Annotated in this window: 8 protein-coding genes and 2 pseudogenes; 3 read left to right on the top strand and 7 right to left on the bottom strand. The window is 68.3% G+C overall.

Going from position 1 to position 17,546, the window contains the following annotated elements; translation table 11 throughout:
• Positions 1–9: 9 nt before the first annotated feature.
• Together JSY13_RS03105 and JSY13_RS03100 are read right to left on the bottom strand one after the other, a co-directional pair.
• A complete protein-coding gene (locus tag JSY13_RS03105) occupies positions 10–1,176 on the bottom strand; it encodes a Na+/H+ antiporter NhaA (RefSeq protein WP_259607581.1) in 1,167 nt (388 codons plus the stop codon).
• A gap of 16 nt (positions 1,177–1,192) precedes the next feature.
• Positions 1,193–1,702, bottom strand: a pseudogene (locus tag JSY13_RS03100) (IS5 family transposase); the annotation flags it as partial.
• On the opposite strand from JSY13_RS03100, the pseudogene JSY13_RS12640 reads away from it, so the two are divergent.
• Positions 1,675–2,521, top strand: a pseudogene (locus JSY13_RS12640) (IS5 family transposase). The pseudogenes JSY13_RS03100 and JSY13_RS12640 sit on opposite strands and share 28 nt — an antisense overlap.
• A gap of 9 nt (positions 2,522–2,530) precedes the next feature.
• Here the strand turns inward: JSY13_RS12640 and proA are convergent.
• From proA to JSY13_RS03070, 4 genes are read right to left on the bottom strand one after another with little or no spacing between them, the layout of a single operon-like run.
• Positions 2,531–9,016 (bottom strand): anti-phage protein ProA, encoded by a 6,486-nt coding sequence (gene proA / locus JSY13_RS03085; RefSeq protein WP_259607577.1) that lies wholly within the window; start codon positions 9,014–9,016, stop codon positions 2,531–2,533.
• A 35-nt stretch (positions 9,017–9,051) separates the two neighbouring features.
• A complete protein-coding gene (locus JSY13_RS03080) occupies positions 9,052–10,932 on the bottom strand; it encodes a hypothetical protein (protein ID WP_259607575.1) in 1,881 nt (626 codons plus the stop codon).
• A 38-nt stretch (positions 10,933–10,970) separates the two neighbouring features.
• On the bottom strand, positions 10,971–11,648 hold the full coding sequence (locus JSY13_RS03075; RefSeq protein WP_259607573.1) for a type I restriction enzyme endonuclease domain-containing protein: 678 nt from the start codon (positions 11,646–11,648) through the stop codon (positions 10,971–10,973).
• An 8-nt stretch (positions 11,649–11,656) separates the two neighbouring features.
• The gene (locus tag JSY13_RS03070) at positions 11,657–11,959 is read right to left on the bottom strand and encodes a hypothetical protein (protein WP_259607571.1); all 303 of its coding nucleotides are present in this window, start codon (positions 11,957–11,959) and stop codon (positions 11,657–11,659) included.
• A gap of 415 nt (positions 11,960–12,374) precedes the next feature.
• Between JSY13_RS03070 and JSY13_RS03065 the strand changes: the two genes are divergently transcribed.
• Entirely contained in the window at positions 12,375–15,059 is a 2,685-nt protein-coding gene (locus JSY13_RS03065) for a phosphoenolpyruvate carboxylase (protein ID WP_259607570.1), read from the top strand.
• Positions 15,060–15,187: 128 nt separating this feature from the next.
• A complete protein-coding gene (gene gdhA, locus JSY13_RS03060) occupies positions 15,188–16,555 on the top strand; it encodes an NADP-specific glutamate dehydrogenase (protein WP_259607568.1) in 1,368 nt (455 codons plus the stop codon).
• Positions 16,556–16,776: 221 nt separating this feature from the next.
• Here the strand turns inward: gdhA and JSY13_RS03055 are convergent, their stop codons facing one another.
• On the bottom strand, positions 16,777–17,373 hold the full coding sequence (locus JSY13_RS03055; RefSeq protein WP_259607567.1) for a gamma carbonic anhydrase family protein: 597 nt from the start codon (positions 17,371–17,373) through the stop codon (positions 16,777–16,779).
• Positions 17,374–17,546 lie beyond the last annotated feature (173 nt).

Genomic DNA, 17,546 nt, shown 5'->3' with positions numbered 1-17,546 from the left:
CCGCCCTCCTCACTCCGCCGCGGCGGCGACCCGGCGGTACCAGTGCGCGCGCAGCGAGACGAACACGCCCGACAGTGCGAGCGCGACCAGGGATCCACCGAGCACCCCGAGGATCGCCTGATCGCGGATCGCGGCGTCATCCGCGAAGGCGAGGTTCGCCAGCAGCAGCGACACCGTGAAGCCGATGCCGCCGAGCGCGCCGGCGGCGAGCAGATCGGGGAACACCAGGGCGGGTGCCGTGCCGCGCGGCCGGATCTGCATGCTCAGCCAGCCGAACAGGCCGATGCCGATGATCTTGCCGACCGGCAGTGCCACGAGGATCGCCCAGAACGCCGGCGACAGCTCCCGCGGCGAGACGGCGGGGATCACGACGAACGCGGCGACGAACGCGAACACGGGCAGGATGAACCCGTTCACCGTCGGCTCCAGTGCGTGCCGCACCCGCTCGGCCGGCACCGGTGCCATCACCAGCCCGAGCATCACGCCCGCGATCGTGGCGTGGATGCCGGAGGCGGCGACGAGCCCCCAGGTGAGCACTCCGACCACGCCCATGGCGATGGCGATGCCGATGTGCCCGGACGCGTGCAGCCAGCGGCTCAGCAGCCAGAACACGGCGACCGCGGCCAGGGCGAGCAGGAACGCCGCCACGTTCACGTCGCGCGCGAACAGCACGGCGATGAACACGATGCCGATGATGTCGTCGAGGATGGCCAGGGCGAGCAGGAACACCCGCACCCCGGACGGCAGGCCGCGGCCGAACATGGCCAGCACCCCGAGCGCGAACGCGATGTCGGTGGCGGTCGGGATCGGCCAGCCCGCCCGCGTCTCCGCGCCGCCCGCGATGAGCAGGTACAGCGCGATCGGCACGATCACGCCGCCGGTCGCGGCGATTGCCGGCTGCACGGCCTTGCGCACCGAGTTCAGCTCGCCGTGGGTGAGCTCGTGCCGCAGCTCGATCGCGACCACCAGGAAGAAGATCGCCAGCAGTCCGTCGGACACCCAGTGCGCCACGGACAGGTCCAGGTCGGTGCCGGGGACGGCGAGGTGGGTGTGCAGGATGCCCGCGAGGGCATCGTGCGTCGGGAGGTTGGCCAGGAGCAGCCCGAGGCCCGCCGCGGCGAGCAGGAGGACGGCGGGGAACTGCTGACCGCGAAGGGGGTTGGCCGAGATGCGCATCCCCTCCATGCTAGGCCTAGGGCGTGTCTCCTAACCGTTTGAGCCAGAGGGTGATGGCTCGTAGGACGGCGCCGCCGCGGTAGGTGAGCGCGAGTTTGTCGTAGCGCGTCGCGAGGCCGCGCCACTGCTTGTCTTCGTTGAAGCCGCGCTCGACGACGTTGCGGCCCTTGTAATCCTCGATGTCGTAGCTGACCGGTCGGCCGCCACGGGAGCCGCGTCGTTTCCGGTTTCCTTGCTGGTCGGACGGCTCGGGGATCACGGCGACGATGCCACGATCGCGCAGATGGGTGCGGATCGCGCGCGACGAGTACGCCTTATCGGCGCGGACCCGCTCCGGTCGGGTGCGTGGTCTGCCCGGGCCGACCCGGGCGACGCTGAGGTGATCCATGAGCACCGGGAACATCGGCGCATCCCCGGCCTGACCGGGACCCACGAGCACGACCAGCGGAAGCCCGCGCCCGTCGACGAGGTGATGGATCTTCGTGCTCAAACCACCCCGTGACCGGCCAATGGGAGCTGATCCGGGACGTGTTCCCGCCGGTGAGGACACGGGGCCGTCCTCCGGTGGATCGGCGCACGGTGGTCGAGGCGACCGCGTGGCGGTTCCGCACGGGATCGGCGTGGCGAGACCTGCCCGATCGGTTCGGGAGCTGGAACACGATCTATAAGAACTTCCGCCGGTGGGCGAGCGACGGCGTCTGGGAGGACCTGCTCACCCACGTGCAGAAGCGGGCGTCGCTCGCTGGCGAGATCGACTGGGTCGTGTCGGTGGATTCCTCGATCGCGCGTGTCCATCAGCATGGCGCGACCTTGCCCCGGGTCACAGGGGGATCCGTCGAACTACAAGAAGTCCGGGCCAGAGCCTCCTGACCACGCGATCGGCCGGTCACGGGGTGGTTTGACGACGAAGATCCATCTCGTCTGCGACGGGAAGGCCCGGGCGCTGGCGTTCGTCCTCACTGGCGGGCAGGTCGCAGACACGAGCATGTTCACCTGCGTACTCGACGAGATCCACGTCCCCGGCCGAGGGCCTGTGCGCACGAGGCCGGACCGGGTGCTCGCGGACAAGGGCTACCCGTCGAAGAGGAACCGGGCCTGGCTGCGCGAGCGCGGCGTCAAGGCCACGATCCCCGAACGCGACGACCAGATCGCGCACCGTCGCAAGCGTCCGGGCCGTCCGATCGACTTCGGCGATGAGCAACGGGAGCGCCACAAGGGCCGCAACGTCGTCGAGCGGTGCTTCAACTTCGTGAAGCAGTGGCGCGGACTCGCTTCCCGCTACGACAAGACCGCCCGGTCATACGCGGCAGGGATCTGCCTCTCCGCCGCTCTGCAATGGATTTAGCAACACGTCCTAATGCACTCGGACCGCCCGGAAGAGGCCGCGCCCGTCGCGCTCGATACGCCCGGTGTCCAGCCCCCGCTGAATGCCGGCGTCCAGACGTGCGGAAACTCCCTCCGTCATTCGCTTGCCGCCGAACAACGCGAGGGCCTGGCGCTTGAGCTCGTCCTCGCTCATGCCGCCCCCCAACTCGGCCACCACAGCCATCGCGTTCGCGATCTCGACGAGCGAAACATGCTCGAGGTTTCGCCCGCCTCCCGGCTCGCTGCGACGCACATCCCGCCACTCGAGTGGGTCGATCCCCCCGGGCCATGCGGACCATTGGTCGGTGGTACGCATGAACTCCTGCGGCAGGCACCGCAGGATCGCTTCGGTGCGTCCAGACGCGACACGAGCGAGGCCGAAGGATTCGGCGACGAGCCGAGCCAACCGCGTTTTGTGGATGGGCCCCTCCTGCTGAATGATCTCGCTCATCACAGCACGAACCTTGTTCACCGCAACGGGGTCTGGCAGGCGATCAAGCGTGTCCTTCGTCCCGACACGGCGTGGTTCCCACTCGGCGTACTGGCGCAGGTGAGGATGCCGAAGGCCGTTCTCCGTGGACTCGCTCGTCTTCTGCGCGGGCTTAGCGCGAAGCGTCATCGAATCCTCGACGGGCGCCGGCTCGGGGTTCCTCTCGGCGATGTTTACGTTGGACTCAGCCCGCGCGGGCGGGTCCGTCTTCGCGTTCCTCAGTGCTTCGCCGGCTTTCAACACTGCATTCGCAAGACGCGCGAGCGTCTCGTCGCGCTGCTGGAGCCACTCCGGAAGCCACACTCGTTCGACGCCAGGCCACTTCATGAGCCCCTTCAGCACGTCGACAGGGAGCCCGTCGCGATCCGCCACCGTACGACGTGCACGCCAGTTCTCACCGTCGAGGAGCACCGCAACAAGCGGCTGCTGCGGCTCAGTCGCGTCCGCGATCGAGATATCAACGCGGAAGTCAGACAACCCGACGTCGGTCTGCACGGCGAATCCCCGGTAGCGCAGTTCGTCCGCGATCTCGTCCCGGTGGCGATCGATCAACCGTTCTCGCTGTGCGCTGTCCGTCGCCGACTCAACGCCGGAGGCGGCAAGCTCGAGATAGCCCTTCAGGTGCTTGATTCCGACCGACGCGGTCTCCTCGGCACGCAGTTCCGAGGGATCGAAGCTCGCAAAGAGGATCACCTGGCGACGCGCACGGGTGATCGCGACATTGAGGCGTCGCTCACCGCCGGCACGCGAAAGCGGCCCGAAGTTGAGCGGGATGATGCCGCGATCATTTGCGCTGAACGCGACCGAGAACAGAATGGTGTCCCGTTCGTCGCCCTGCACGTTCTCGAGGTTCTTCACGAACAGTCCGTCGCGTTCATCGAGCGCCTGCGCGATCCTAGCGTCGGGCGCCTCCCTGAGGAGCGTCTCGATCAAGGCGCGCTGCTGAGCGTTGAAGGTGATGATCCCCAGGGACGGGGTCGCGTCCGGCGAGGCCTGGAATCGCTGTTCGACTTCTCGAACGATGGCCTCCGCCTCCACGCGGTTGGTCCGAAGCTCCTTTCCTCGACCGGAGCGGTTGAATCGACCATCGACTCGAACGAGCGAGATTCCATGGTCGGGGTCGCCAACCGCGTCGTTCGCGGGCCAAGGTGCGGGGAACGACGAGAGCCGGCTGTCGTAGTAGGCGTGGTTGCTGAAGGCGATGAGCGCCTCGTCCTGACTCCGGTAGTGCCATGACAGCCACTGACGAGGGAGGCGCGCCTGCACGCATTCGGTCAGGATCGATTCCTCGTCGGCCACGACGTCCGCGCCGGAGGAAACGTCGGCATCGATGTCGCTGCTCGCTTCGGCGAAACTGGACGGCGGCATCTGCTTACTGTCACCTACAACTACGACCGACGAGCCTCGCCCCATGGCACCGACAGCATCCGCCACTCGGATCTGGGAAGCCTCGTCGAAGACGACGATGTCGAACATCCGCGCCTTCGCCGGAAAGAAGCGTGCCACCGATTCGGGACTCATGAGCACACACGGCGCGATCTGCGTAATGAGGTCGCCGTAGTTCTCGAAGAGCGCACGGACGCTCATGCCTCCGCGCTGCCGCGCGAGCTGGCGCTTCAGCTCCCCCATCATGCCGCCCTCGTAGGTCGGATCAATCCTGCGCTTCGCGATGATCTCAGCCGGAATCCACTTGGGGAGCGCGTCCCGGATGGCGGCGGCACTCGACGTGAACCTGTCGATGGTGCGGTTGTGAGCCGGGACGTCGAATGCGGCCATCGCCTGCGAATCCGCCCGTTCCGAGATGGAGGCCAGCGCTACGCCTTTGTCGAAGGCAAGGGTGGCGAGATCCGCCGGGATCCGCCCGGTGAGTAGCGCAGTGTGGGCATCCACCAAGCCGAAGCGAAGCAGGGGCGCGAGATGCCGCTGGAATGCGACCCAACGCTCGAGGGAGACCGGCTCGGTCGTCGCCAGGTTGCGTGGCCCGGCTGTCGCACGCCACATTTCGAAGAACGGTTTGTCCCCGGCCCACGCAGACAGCACCGCACAGCCTTCTTCCTCAGTGCCGACGACACCACTCGCCGCACAGAGTGCACGCCATGCGGCCGCGAGCCTGGTTAGAGCTTCCGCGAACGCCGAGTCGGTGGGAGTCGCCGCGTAGTACCGGCGAAGGGCGTCTCGCAGCTCGGCGTCGGCGTCAGCTGCCGAGAGCTGTGTACCGAGCCACACCACCCATCCGAGCGTGGCCTTCGCGGGGTCAATGCCTTCGCGGAGGTACGGGTTCCAGTCAGTAGTCACCAGTGGTAGCGGGAGTGCTAGCAGCGCTGCACGCAACGAAGCGATCTCGTCCGCAGTGCGGGCCACTTCTGCCGTCAACGGTGTCACCTCCCGAGCGGGGAAGCTTCGCGCGTCGGCGCGCAACGCCGCCCCGAACCCGGCGAGTGCTGCACGCTGCCGCTTGCGGCGCCCGAAGAAGCCTGAGGCAGCGGCTTCCACCGCCGACTGGTGCACTGCGTGCACATCGCCATCGAGGGCCTCGGGTCCTACTGAAGCGAACCAGGGCCGCTCGACGGCACTCGCATCGAGCCGTTCCTGCAGCGCGGCGATCTCCCCTGCCCTGTTACGGGCATAGATGTCGTCGACGGCGTCGAGCGGGAAGCGGGGCGCATTCGCAAGCGAAGCCCAACGATCGAGAGCGCTCGGCGTGGATGCGAGCGCCAACAATCCGAGGTCAACCTGCCGTCCGAGCACGTCGGAAAGCGCAGCGTCGAAGTCACGGGCGGCGGCGTGAAGTTCTTTCGTGTCGATCGTGTCGGCAGCTTCAGCCGTCACGAAGCCCCATGGATGCACCGGTGCAGGGTGAGCGAGGTCCGCGGTTTCAGGAAGCGTCCGCAGGGTGTCTCGCAGGCTGTCGAACTGTTCCTCTGATGCCGTCGCGACGAACGTCGCGGGGATCGCGAGCGGGTCGATATCCTCGGCTGATGCGAGCAGCTGAGCGCGAGCGGAGTACAACGACAGGCCGGCGGCGTTCGGTTCATGGAGTCGCTGCGCGTACCGCTTAAGCGATCCGCGACTGGTTGCGGCGGTCTCCGTCTCGGCCTTGAGTGCGGCTGCGTCCGGCCGGACAACAGCGTCGATCGCCGCACGGATCTGCGCCCGCACGGCTGCCGGCCGCGCTCCCTTGTCGTGCAGGTCGAGCGAGAAGGGGCCGAGGCCGACCGCATCCAACCTGCTCTTGACGACGTCGAGGGCCGCCCGCTTCTCGGCGACGAACAACACACGCTTGCCGTTGGCGAGCGAGTGCGCCAGCAGGTTCGTGATGGTCTGCGACTTGCCGGTTCCCGGGGGCCCCTCGAGGACGAAGGTGCGGCCCGCTGACGCCTCGGCGACCGCCTCAAGCTGAGAGGAATCAGCGGGAACGGGGACGGCGTTGCTGAGCGCGTCGAGATCGACATCGGTCGGAGCCGGGACGGGGTCGACGAACTCCGCGGTCGGGGTGTGGATGAGATGGTTCACGAGCGGGTTGGCTCCGAACTCGGCCCAGTTCTCGTCGAGGTCTTTCCAGAGTCGATACTTCGCGAACTGCAGAATCGACAGGTCCACGGTGTCTTCGACGGTGAACGGGAGCCGCGCGGCAGCGAGTGCTTGCCTCGTTGCCGCGAACGCTGCCGGAAGGTCGATGCCCGAATCGTCCTTCACCGGATTGGCGAGCCCCGGGATGTCGAGCCCGAAGCTCAGCCGGAGCTTCTCGAGGAGACAATAGTTCGGCGTGGACTCCCCCGCCTCGTCGATGCTGAGACGGAACACTTTCCCGCCCCCGGCCGACTCGAGGGTCACCGGAACGAGTACGAGCGGGGAGCGGAGCTCACGGTCGTTGAACGTCCACCGCAGCATTCCGAACGCGAGATACAGATTGTTGGCGCCGGTCTCCTCGACGATCGTCCGCGCCTTGTAGGCGAGGGCTCGCAGTCGAGGGATGTAGGTCGCTTCGGTGACGCCGACGAAGACCTGCTTCCGCTCAGCGAGCATGCCTGCCCGGGCCGTTTCCGGGAGATCCTGTCCGTACCGGATTCCCCGGCTGCCGTCGACGGTGGGGATGCGATCGTTCGGCACGAGGGTGATCGAAGTGCCGTTGTTCACCAAGTCTTCGAACGCGGCCAGGGATGGCTGCGGCACCGCGAGTGGGTAACCGGACTTGTCGCCGTAGTTGATGAGCCTGTTACGCAGGCTCAGATCGAGAAGAGCGTTCTTCCACTGCGCAACGCGGGGAGGGAGATCCTTGGCGGTCCCGCCCGCGATCGCCTCTGCGGACGGCGCATAGTGCAATGCTTCCGGGGACGGGGCGACTTTGTACTCGACGACCTGCACGTCGCCCGCTTCGCCCACGACCCGACTGGGTAGCGGGTATATCCGCGCCAGCCGAGCCTGCTTGACATCGGTGATGCCGAGCACCGCCGAGGCATCACCGGCGAGCGTGGTGGTGTGATGGTGACGTCGAGCCTCGGCGAACGGCTTCGAGCTCGTGCCTCCGGTCATGAATGTCGTCTCGACGACTTCGATCTGGCCGATGCCGACGTAGTTGATGGCTTCCGATGGGTCCATCTGAGCGGGTCCGTCGAGGCTCGCGTCGTCTCGCCAGTACCCGAGGAAGATGTGGCCGGGGAGCAGCCACAGCGTCGAATTGATCCCTGCTTCTTCGAGCGCCGCGGCGAGGGTGACAGTCGTATCGAGACAGGTACCGAGTCGTCCCTCGAGCACCTCGGCGGGGGTCCGCACCTTCTGCCCGTCGAGTCCCCAGCTCGCAGGGGGTTCGGCGTAGCGGATGTCCCGAGCTCGCATGGCTTCGTAGACCGCCTCGACAATCGCGTCCACCCGCTCGCGGGAACCTTGCTGGTAGCCGTCGAGATCCGGGACACCCGTCTTCGCTTGGAGCAGGTCGGATGCTTCGACCAGAACCGGTGCGATGGCGGGCGAGTTTGGCTGCACGAAGGAGGCGAGCAGCTCGAGACCGAGTTGCGGCGGATTGGCCCGCCACTGGTTCGCCGCCAGAACCTCCACTTCCACGTCCTGATACGCGATGACGGCACCGGCCGGATCACGCAGGCTGACGCGGACGACACCTTGCGTCGGATGCTCGACGTTCAGCATCCGTGCCGGATCGAGTACGAGATCGGCGTTCCGCAGGATGACGGGGCGGTTTCCGTCGAGATCGATGATGACGACCTTGGGGTCGCCGAGCGACCCGAGCCCGCAGATCGCCTCGACCTCCACGGAGGCTCCGCGGAGTTCCTCGCCCTGATAGTCGATCGTCACTTCGTCGACGATCGCGATCGCGTTTCGCGCGTGCGCGTAGCTGAGGACCGGGAGAGAACTCACCGAGATGCGCGCGGTGGGCCCGCCCACGGCAGGGGCCGACGTCGGGAACGGCTGAGCTGGCGCGCCTTGCTCCGGCTCAGCTGCCTGGGACCCCTTGGCCGGGGGCGGAACGACCCTCTGGTCCGATGCGGCCTCGACGACGGGGGCGAACGACGTCCCGCTCTCCGCTGCCATGGCGGCGATGGTCGCGGTCTTGAGTTCACCCACCCGTGCGGCTGACTCATCGGCCTGCAGCGCTTGCAGCAGGATCTCCGCGCAATCGAGTGCACGGTAGACCTCAGCGGTGGAGAACACCTCGTTGTGCGCCCACTTGTTCCGGATGGTGCGCAGCTCGCTCGCACAGTTCTGGGCCTGGCGGCTGAGAACCCCTGCGAACGGGTAGCCGATCGAGCCAAACGACTCCGTGAACGCGCGAAGGATCAGCGTAAGGTCCCTCGGGTTGTAGCGGGCGTAGGCACGGCCGACCTGCCGGTCCTTGCGCTCGACGATGTCGGTCCAATTGGCGACGGCCGGCGCAAGCTCGTGGAATCGCGCAGCGACGTGCGGTTCCAGCCCCTCACTCAAGATGAGGAGCACCTTCTCGATCTGCGATCGCGCATCAAACTTGGACATTGCGCTCCTTGTTGAATCTGGGCACGGCGCTGCCCTTAGCTCTTTTTGTTCTTCAAATGACGACCGATATAGCCGACGTAGATTTTCCCGCTTCGCGCCGTGTCGTCGTAGTAGTGCATACGAGGCGCGAAAGTGTCACGCCAAGTCGGTTTGAAGTGCGCGTCCATCAGAACCTTGCCGGTGTCCGACACTTCACTTGGCACCGGGAGCATTCGCTCAGCGCGCCACTCCGGACGATTCAGCACGGAGTCACTTTCAGTCGAGGCATGTCGATCGGGCGGGCATTTGTGCCCGTCGATCGCGTCCGACTTGAGATAGGCATGCAGACCGCTCGCGATCCTTCCACTTGCCTTTCCTTCCGCGTAGTCGTAGAGGACGTGGACGTAGTCCCAGAAGGCATACGCGTACCGCGGGGTCTTCTCACGCAGATCGATCTCCAATGCCGTGTCGACGTCTCCAGTGAACACGACGCGAGAAGCCGCCGGATGCGCCTTATCCCCGGGCGTGATCCGCGCGATAAGCTCCGCGACGTCGTACGGCGGATCCCAGATCGACTCGACCGGTTCCACATGCGTTTCCGCAGCCAGGTCAGCCACGATGAGGCGGCGCCGGAGGATCTGCACCTCCCGCTCGAGGCTCCGCACGCGCTCGTCCGACACCGCGAGGTCGAACGAAAGCTCTTCCGCGTTGGCGCGGATTCCACGGAGCTCCGCATCCTTCGTTTCGATGTCGGCGACGGCGCCGTCGATCTGCTCGGTAGCGACAGACAGCTCAGCCGCAGAAGTGGTGAGCAGGCTTTCCAGATTCTCGAGGGCTCCCTCAGTCAGCTCTCCTACGCCGATCCAGCGCTTCAACAGAGCTTCGAGCCGCGCCACCACCCCGGGGGCGATGGACGCAGCCTGGGTCGGCGACCCGGATGAAGGAACTTCAACCCAGGTCCGCTCCGGCGCCGACGGCGGGGCTGGACGGGCAAGCCGCCGGCGCACCTCCTGAGTACGCTCACTGACGAGATCGGCGCGCGACAAGATCTCGAGAGAGCGACGCACATCGGGCGGAAGGTCCCGTTGTATGAAGCGCAGTCGCGTCGACTCCGCATGCCGGTTCACCAACGGGGTCGCTACCCGAGTGCCATCGATCGCCCGCGCCAATGTGGCGGGACCGAGCATCCGATGACGAATACCATCCGCGGGCGAATCGAGCTCCACTTGAGGCGCGAAAGTACGGACCACACCCCGCTCAACGCGATGGGACTGCGGCAACCGCATTGCAAGGAGTTCCGTCGCCTCCGGATCCAGCACGAATGTGGTTGCCACGCCCACGCTCTGCTTCGTCAAACTCACAATGATCTGTTGCCAGCGATCGAGAGGTGCTCCTTCGAGCGCCGGCGCGACGATGACGCTGGCGGTTCGCGCCGGATCCACAATTGCCCGCCAAACCTCGTCGACGTCAGAAGATCGGATCACCGAGGGCACACCATGGAGCGGGGTCTCCCCATCCCTCGCGTTGGTCGTCTCAAGAATCTGCCGCGCGAGACGCGGCGTATCGACCCTTGTTACAGCCGTCGTGGTCGGCACATCATCGACGCCCGCCTCGATCACAAGCGACTGCGTGTAGCGGCGCGCCTGTGGAGCAGAGATCGCATAGAGGGACACGGTCCAAACGCCGTGCCGGTTTCGCTCGCGCAACCGATAGAGCCTTCTACGGCTCTGATCCAGGCTCTCCGGCGCATGCACGACCCTAAGTTCTGAGCCGTCGCCCAGATCGTGCGCCCCTGGCCCGTCCCAGTCTGCTCGCTCCGCGCCACTGCCCCTGCGGTTCTGCTTTCCGCTGAGCCAAGATCGGAGTTGCGATTCAGCGACCGCGACCGCGTCCTCGTCGGGCGTCAGGCGCAGGATTGCGCGATATCCGATTGCCACTTCACATCCCCCAATGTATGCAGGCGAGCGCGCCTCGCCTACTGCCCTCGATCGTCCGCGTAGCGCGGTGCCATCGCTTCCATCTGTTCCATCACGAGTTTGATCGCCTCGGGCTGTTTGTCCGGCGGGTACTTGTATTTCACCAGCAACCGCTTGATCGAAGACCGCAGCTTGGCGCGCACATCGTCACGCACAGTCCAGTCGGTGCGCACGTCGCGCCGCATCACGGCGACGAGCTCGCGGGCGATCTGTGCGAGGACGTCCTCGCCTTGGATGTCGACAGCGGACTCATTCGTCGCGACCGCGTCGTAGAACGCGAGTTCGTCACTCGAGAGCGGCGGCGAGAAGTGTTTCCCGCGAGATGCTTCGGCGGCGACGTCGACCGATGTGCCCTTCGCGTTCTCGGCGAGGAACCCCCAGCGGGCATTCGCCGGCACCCAGAACACACCGCGACCGGTGTACTCGTCAACGTCGTCGATGAGCTCGGCGATCTGATCTTCGTCGTACCCGTCAGCGGCGAGCTCGGCGCGGATCCCGTCGCGGCGCTCATCGAACGCGTCGGAGACGTACTTGAGGAAGACGAGTCCGAGGATGACGTCCTTGTACTGCGAGGCGTCCATTGAGCCGCGCAGCTTGTCGGCGGCCTTCCAGAGCGTGTCTTTGAGCTCTTTCATGGTCGACGGCGCCTGTGGGGCGGCTTTCGGGGTTCGGGGCATGGGCTTCCTTACTGCGGTGCGGGTGCCGCGATCGCGGCGTCGTTCAGGTCGGTGAGAGAGACGGCGCCGGCGGCCACGGTGGCTGTCAGCATATCGACGTACTGGTCGAGCGTCGCGATGCGGCGCTCGAGTTCGGTGCGAGCCACGGCGACATCGGCGATCGCGCGACGCAACGGCCTGATGGATGCGGGTGCAAAACGGCGCAGCATCCATCGTTTCCAGGCGCCGGGGCCTGCCGGTTGGGTCGGTATGTCGACTGCGACGACCTCTGGCACGAGGCCGCCCGGGTCTGCTGCGGTGATGCGCAGCACCCGAGCGGGGTAGGCAACGACCTTCGATCCTTCGGCGTCAACCCATGCGGCAGGTGTCGGACCGGTGCGGAAGATGACGTCGCCGGCGTGGGTGAGCTGTGCTGACGCGTGTTGCGTGGCGAATGTGAGCGGATCGATGCGGCGCGCTCCGATGCGTCCTGGAGTGTCGAGGTCTTCTGCGGTGACGACTACCAGACCTTGCGAGTCGATCGACGCCGTGTTCAGGCGGGTGCCGGGAAGGAGCCGTACCTGCTTGGCAGCCAGGAGCGCCTCGAGCGTCGCGGGGGGAATCGCGGAGCCCGGATTCGAGGTGAAGGCGGCGGAGTAGGGAAGGTCTAGCTAGGCGCGCGACCGGGCGCGTCGCGGTTCGTCACGCGGTCGGGACGATCCTGACGTGCGGGTTACTCTCGAAACCGTGACCCCCGCACACTCCTTCACCGACCCCACGACCACCGAGGCGATCCGCGTGATCACGCGCTTCGAGGCCTCCAGCGGCATCCCGGATGCCATGCGCGCGGACGTGCGCATGCTCGGCGAGCTGCTCGGCCAGGTGCTGCGCGAATCCGGCAGCCCCGGCCTCTTCGAGGACGTCGAGCGGCTGCGGCTGGCGACGATTCAGGCCTTCGACGAGGAGACCGACGAGTCCTTCCTGCGTGCCGCCGCCATCGCCGACTCGTTCACGATCCAGCGCGCCGACGAGGTCGCCCGCGCCTTCACCTGCTACTTCCACCTGGTCAACCTCGCTGAGGAGCACCAGCGGGTCCGGGTGCTGCGCGAGCGCGCCGGCCGGCCCGGGCGCGAGGACGCCGCCGACACCGTCGCGACCGCGTTCGCGCAGCTGCGCCGCGAGGTCGGCGAGGAGGAGGCGGAGCGCCGGCTGCGCGGTCTGCGCTTCCACCCGGTCTTCACCGCGCACCCGACCGAGGCGCGGCGACGGGCGGTGTCCAGCAGCATCCGCCGCCTGTCCGAGCTGCTCACCCAGCACGACGCGGCGAGCGAGGGCGGCGCCGAGGAGCGCCGCGCTCGGCGACGGATGCTGGAGGAGATCGACACCCTGTGGCGGACCGCCCCGCTGCGCGCCCAGAAGCCGACCCCCACCGACGAGGTGCGCACCGTGATGGGCGTCTTCGACGAGACGCTGTTCACCACGGTGCCGCACGTCTACCGCCGCATCGACGACGCGCTGCGCGGCGAGGCGTCCGGCGCCAGCGAGCCGCTCGTGCCCGCGTTCGTGCGGGTCGGGTCGTGGGTGGGCGGCGACCGCGACGGCAACCCGTTCGTCACGGCATCCGTCACCCGTGAGGCCGCCGGCATCGCCTCGGACCACGTCCTGCGCGGGCTGGAGCGCTCCCTCGACCGGTTCGGACGCACCCTCACCCTCGACGACGAGAGCACCCCGCCCAGCGCGGAGGCCGGCTCGCTCTGGGAGCGGTTCGCCCAGAGCGAGCCCGGGCTCGCCGCCGACATCGCCAAGCGCTCGCCCGGCGAGCCGCACCGCCGCCTGCTGCTGTCGTTCGCGCACCGCGTGCACGCGACCCGGGTCGGGGCCGCCGGCGGGTACGCCGCGCCGGAGGAGCTGCTCGACGACCTGCGCACGGTGCAGCGCTCGCTGGTCGACGCGGGTGCCGCGCGCCACGCGTTCGGCGGGCTGCAGCACGTGATCTGGCAGGTGGAGACGTACGGATTCCACCTCACCGAGCTCGAGGTGCGCCAGCACTCGAAGGTGCACGCGCAGGCGCTGGCCGAGCTGGAGGCCGGCGGGCCGCTGAGCGCGCAGACCGAGGAGGTGCTCGAGGTGTTCCGCGCCATCGCGGACATCCAGCGGCGGCACGGGCTGCGCGCCGCCGGCCGGTACGTGGTGTCGTTCACGCAGTCGGCCGACGACCTCGCCGCCGTGCACCGGCTGGCACGGCACGCCTGCGGCGAGGATGTGCCGCTGCTCAACGTGATCCCGCTGTTCGAGACGTTCGCCGACCTGCAGGCCGCGCCGGGCATCCTCGCCGAGGTGGTCGGCTTCCCCGAGTTCCGGGAGCGGATGGCGCAGACCGGCAACCGGCTCGAGGTGATGCTCGGGTACTCCGATTCGTCCAAGGACGTCGGCCCGGTCGCCGCCAACCTCGCCCTGTACGAGGCGCAGCGCCGGATCGCGGAGTGGGCGCAGGATGCCGGCATCGAGCTCACCCTGTTCCACGGGCGCGGCGGGGCGCTCGGCCGCGGCGGCGGGCCCGCGAACTCGGCGATCCTCGCCCAGCCGCCGCACTCGGTCGACGGCCGGTTCAAGCTCACCGAGCAGGGCGAGGTGATCTTCGCCCGGTACGGCGAGCCGGCGATCGCGATGCGGCACATCGATCAGGTCGCGGCGGCGACGCTGCTGGCATCCGCCCCGACGCGGGAGCAGCGCACCAGCGGCGCCGCCGAGCGCTTCGCCGAGATCGCCCGGGTGATGGACCGCGCCTCCCGTGAGCGCTTCTTCTCGCTGGTCCGCGCCGAGGGGTTCGCGCCCTGGTTCGCCACGGTCACCCCGCTCGAGGAGCTCGGCCTGCTCGCCCTGGGCTCGCGGCCGGCGCGGCGCGGACTGTCGGTGGAGTCCCTCGAGGACCTGCGGGCGATCCCGTGGGTGTTCGCCTGGACGCAGGCGCGGATCAACCTGGCCGGCTGGTTCGGCCTGGGGTCGGCGCTGGAGGCCGTCGGCGACGAGGTAGCGCTCGTGGAGGCGTACCGGGAGTGGCCGCTGCTGCACACCATGGTCGACAACGTCGCGATGAGCCTGGCGAAGACCGACGAGCGCATCGCGCGGCGCTATCTCGAACTCGGCGACCGCGACGATCTCGCCGGCATCGTGCTGGACGAGCTCCGCCTCACCCGGGACTGGGTGATCCGCCTCACCGGCGGCGAGCGCCTGCTGGAGAACAAGCCCATCCTGCAGCGCGCCGTGCAGCTGCGCACCCCGTACGTGGACGCCCTGTCGCTGCTGCAGCTGCGCGCCCTGCGGGCGCTGCGCGCCGAGCCGGCGGCCTCCCCGGAGGACGAGGCCGAGCTGAAGCGGCTGCTGCTGCTCTCGGTCAGCGGCGTCGCCGCGGGCCTGCAGAACACCGGCTGACCGGCCACGGCCCGGCACCGCCGCGCGCCGCACCCCGAGCACCACGCTAGAGTGATCTCTCGCGCCGGACCCGGCATCCTCACGCGACACGATCGCAGCCATCCCCCACTCGACAGAAAGCTTCCCGCGTGACCGTCACCGCCGCCGACTTCCACCCGCTCACCGCCACCGTGCAGCCCGTCTTCGACACCGTGCTGGCCCGCAGCCCGCACGAGCCCGAGTTCCAGCAGGCCGTGCACGAGGTGCTGCACTCGATCGGCCCGGTGCTCGAGCGGCATCCGGAGTATGCCGAGAACGGCATCCTGGAGCGGCTGGTCGAGCCGGAGCGGCAGATCATGTTCCGCGTGCCGTGGATCGACGACGCGGGGCGGCTGCAGGTCAACCGCGGCTACCGCATCCAGTTCTCGTCCGTCCTCGGCCCGTACAAGGGCGGCCTGCGCTTCCACCCGTCGGTGAACCTGTCGATCATCAAGTTCCTCGGCTTCGAGCAGATCTTCAAGAACGCGCTCACCGGGCAGGGCATCGGCGGCGCCAAGGGCGGCTCGGACTTCGACCCGCACGACAAGAGCGACGCCGAGGTGATGCGGTTCTGCCAGTCGTTCATGAACGAGCTGTACCGGCACCTGGGCGAGCACACCGACGTGCCGGCCGGCGACATCGGCGTGGGCGGGCGCGAGATCGGGTTCCTGTTCGGGCAGTACCGCAAGATCACCAACCGGCACGAGTCCGGCATGTTCACCGGCAAGGGCACCGGCTGGGGCGGCGCCGAGGTGCGCACCGAGGCCACCGGATACGGCGCCGTGTTCTTCGCGCAGGAGATGCTCGCCGTGCACGGCGAGTCCCTGGCCGGCAAGCGGGTCGGCGTGTCCGGCTCGGGCAACGTCGCGATCTACGCGATCCAGAAGGCGCAGCAGCTCGGGGCGACCGCGGTCACCGCATCCGATTCCTCGGGCTACGTCGTGGACGAGGACGGCATCGACGTCGACCTGCTGCGGCAGATCAAGGAGGTCGAGCGCGGCCGCATCGTCGAGTACGCCCGCCGCAAGCCGACCGCGCGGTTCGTCGAGGGCGGCAGCGTCTGGCAGGTGCCGGTCGACATCGCCGTGCCCTCGGCGACGCAGAACGAGGTCGGCGCGGAGGATGCCGAGGCGCTGATCGCCAACGGCGTGCGCGCGGTGTCCGAGGGCGCGAACATGCCGTGCGTGCCCGAGGCCGTCGAGGCGTTCCAGAGCGCGGGCGTGCTGTTCGCCCCGGGCAAGGCGGCCAACGCCGGCGGCGTGGCGACCTCCGCGCTGGAGATGAGCCAGAACGCGTCACGTCAGCGCTGGAGCTTCGCGGACAGCGAGGACAAGCTGCGCAGCATCATCGCCGACATCCACGACGCCGCGTTCCGCGCGGCCGAGGAGTACGGGACGCCGGGTGACTACGTCGCGGGCGCGAACATCGCCGGCTTCGAGCGGGTCGCCGCCGCGATGCTCGCCCAGGGCGTCATCTGACCCCTCCCGCCCGCACCCGCACGCCTGGCCACATTGTGTCACCAGTTGATGGTTCCCCCGCTGTGAACCCGCAGCAGCTGACACATTGTGGAGCGTTCTGCGGGTCCTGGCCCTGAACCCGCACGACGTGACACATTGTGGAGCGTTCTGCGGGTGCGGCCGGCGCCGACCAGCAGAACGGGACACAATGTGGCGGGGGCGGGACGTGCCGGGAGGGCGGGTCAGAGCTGGCGGTCGGCGGCGTGCCGGGCGAGGGATGAGGCGTAGCGCTCGGTGAGCTGCACCATCAGGTCGGGTGTCTCCCGGTCGACGCCGAACACGTAGCCGGGGAAGTCGAGCTCGGGCTGCGCGGCGGCGATGTCCTCCGCGCGGTCCGGGGAGAACAGCTGCGCCGGGTCGCCCACCGCGATCCACCCGATCGGCACGACCGAGCCCTCCGGCAGCGCCGTGCGCCGGTGCACGATCGCGTTCACGCGGATCTCGCAGCGGTCCCCGAGCCGCGCCCCGTTGAACACGCGCGCGCCGGAGGCGAGGAACACCTCCTCGCCGATCGTCGCCCCGGCGACACTCGACAGCGTGCCCAGCAGCGAGTGGTCGCCGATGTGCACGGCGTCCGCCGCCGTCGCACGGATCAGCGCGTTCTCCATCACGATGACGTGCTCGCCGAGGGTGATCGGGCCGCCCTCCGCGGTGATCACCGCCCCGTGCAGCACCTGGCAGTTCGGCCCGATCTGCACATCGCCGGAGATCACGGCGGTGGGTGCGACGACGGCGGTGTCGTGGATCCGGGGCCGAGCCCCGAGGTGCTCGTAGATCATGCCGCCAGACTAGTCCGTTCCCTCCCCGGCGGCGCTGTCGATTCCGGCCCCGGGGATGTGCGACGGATGCCGGATGCCGGTGCCTCCCGCCGACGGGCGGCCCGATCCCGTGCGCTTCGCGCGGAGATGTGCGCCAGACGCGGACCGGAATCCGGATCCGGGCCGCGGGAAGC

Origin of the sequence: Microbacterium neungamense, assembly GCF_024971095.1 — a bacterium.
In the GTDB taxonomy this organism is placed as follows: Bacteria; Actinomycetota; Actinomycetes; order Actinomycetales; family Microbacteriaceae; genus Microbacterium; species Microbacterium neungamense.
This window is presented reverse-complemented; position numbering and strand designations above follow the sequence as displayed.

Excerpts from the sequence above, each read along its gene's own strand:
- JSY13_RS03055 (WP_259607567.1), bottom strand. The coding sequence starts at position 17,373 with ATGATCTACGAGCACCTCGGGGCTCGGCCCCGGATCCACGACACCGCC.
- JSY13_RS03075 (WP_259607573.1), bottom strand. The coding sequence starts at position 11,648 with ATGCCCCGAACCCCGAAAGCCGCCCCACAGGCGCCGTCGACCATGAAA.
- JSY13_RS03105 (WP_259607581.1), bottom strand. The coding sequence starts at position 1,176 with ATGCGCATCTCGGCCAACCCCCTTCGCGGTCAGCAGTTCCCCGCCGTC.
- proA (WP_259607577.1), bottom strand. The coding sequence starts at position 9,016 with ATGTCCAAGTTTGATGCGCGATCGCAGATCGAGAAGGTGCTCCTCATC.